The 1,847-nt window shown below is 68.1% G+C and carries 1 protein-coding gene; it reads left to right on the top strand.

Annotated elements, in window-relative coordinates; genetic code table 11:
• Positions 1-1,847, top strand: a 1,847-nt coding sequence (locus ABD808_RS37615; protein WP_344908075.1) for a polyketide synthase dehydratase domain-containing protein, incomplete at both ends; no start/stop codon positions are given.

The raw sequence follows: 1,847 nt of genomic DNA, 5'->3' as shown, positions 1-1,847 counted from the left end.
CCCACCACCGCCTGGCACACACCGCCCACCATCCCCCACACCCAGCCCCCGACCTACCCCTTCCAGCGGGAGCGCTATTGGGTCGAGGGTGCAGTCCCCGTCACCGAGGTTTCCGGGTTCGGGCTCACCTCCGCCGAACACCCCCTTCTGGGCGCCGCCGTCACACAGCCCGACGGGACGCTGGTGTTCACCGCTCGCCTCTCCCTCGAAACCCAGCCCTGGCTCGCTGACCACGCCGTCCACGGAACCCCGCTCCTGCCCGGCACCGCGTTCCTCGACCTGGCACTCCACGCGGGATTCGCCGCCGGCTGCCCGGCCGTGGAGGAGCTGACGCTGCAATCTCCGCTGGTGTTCTCCGGTGATGAGTCGTGGGATCTGCATGTCACCGTGAGCCCGGCCGACGACGAAGGACGACGCGACTTCACCGTCCACTCACGATCGTCCGTCTCGACGCTCGGTGACCAGTCGACCTGGACCACCAACGCCACGGGCACCCTCACCTCGGACGAGAGCACCGTCTCGCCTTCGGCCCCCGCCCCCGCCGAGAACGGGGCGAACGTCCAGATCACCGGGTTGTACGAGCGGCTCGGCGAGCAGGGCTACGGCTACGGCCCCTCGTTCCAGAATTTGCGCGAACTGAGTGAACACGACGCGACCCTGCACGCCCGCGTCCAACTCGACCCCGACACCCCGGTGACCGGCTACGGCATCCACCCCGCACTCCTGGACGCCGCACTCCACGCACTGGCCGCCAACACCGACAACGGCGACGAGAACGGCGCCCCCAGCCTGCCCTTCTCGTGGAGCGGCGTCCGGCTGCATGCCACCAATGCCGACACCCTCCAAGTCCGCCTCACCCAGATACGACCCGACACCGTCTCCCTTCACGCCACCGACCCCACAGGCCAACCCGTCATCACCGTCGACGAACTCATCCTTCGCCCGTTGAGCGGTGACCTGGCCAAGACGGCCGCGGCTCCGGTCGCGAATGACCTGTTCCACCTCGCGTGGAATCCGCTGCCCGAGACCACTCCGGCAGATCTCGGCACCCCGGTCTTCCTCGGCGAGGCCTCGGCAGACGGCGACGCGGTCGCGCACACCGGGCTGGACGAGCTGATCCCCGCAATCGATCAGGGAATGGACACGCCCGGCGAAGTGATCGTCCTGCCGTCCCTGTTCGACAGCGAATGCGCGCATGGCAGCGGCGACTGCTCCTGCCCGCAGGCTGTGACCGCCGCTACCGAAACGGCCCTCGCCCTCGTCCAGGAATGGCTCGCCTCAGAGCACTTCGAGCAGAGCACCCTCACTCTGACCACCCGCTTCGCCCAGCACGTGTCCGAGGACGACGAGGACGTGTCGCCCTCGCATGCCGCCGTATGGGGCCTGGTCCGCACCGCGCAGAACGAGCACCCCGGGCGGTTCCGCCTCCTGGACCTGGACGGCGAGACGGACGCGGCCGCCATCGTTCGCATTGTGGGAATGGCGGAGGCTGCCGACGAGCCGCAATTGGCGCGCCGCGGCGATACCGTTTATCAGGGACGGCTTGTCAACACTCGCGAGAAGTTGCTGGTTCCGCCGAGTGACCTCGGCTGGCAATTGGAGACGACGGCGCGGACGGGCACTCTGGACGACATCGTCCTCGCCCCGATCACCCGTCATCTCGAACCGCTTCATCCGGATCACGTGCGTATTCGCACCTATGCCGCCGGACTCAATTTCCGGGACGTTCTGGTCGCCCTAGGGATGGTGAACACCAACTCCCCAATCGGTGGCGAGGAAGCCGGCGTGGTCATCGAGGTCGGGGAGAACGTCCGGTCGTTGAAGCCAGGCGACCGGGTGACCGGTCT

It is taken from the genome of Actinomadura meridiana (assembly GCF_039537545.1).
Classification (GTDB): Bacteria; Actinomycetota; Actinomycetes; order Streptosporangiales; family Streptosporangiaceae; genus Spirillospora; species Spirillospora meridiana.
Note: the sequence above shows the minus strand (reverse complement) of the source record. Positions and strands in the feature narration are given on the sequence as shown.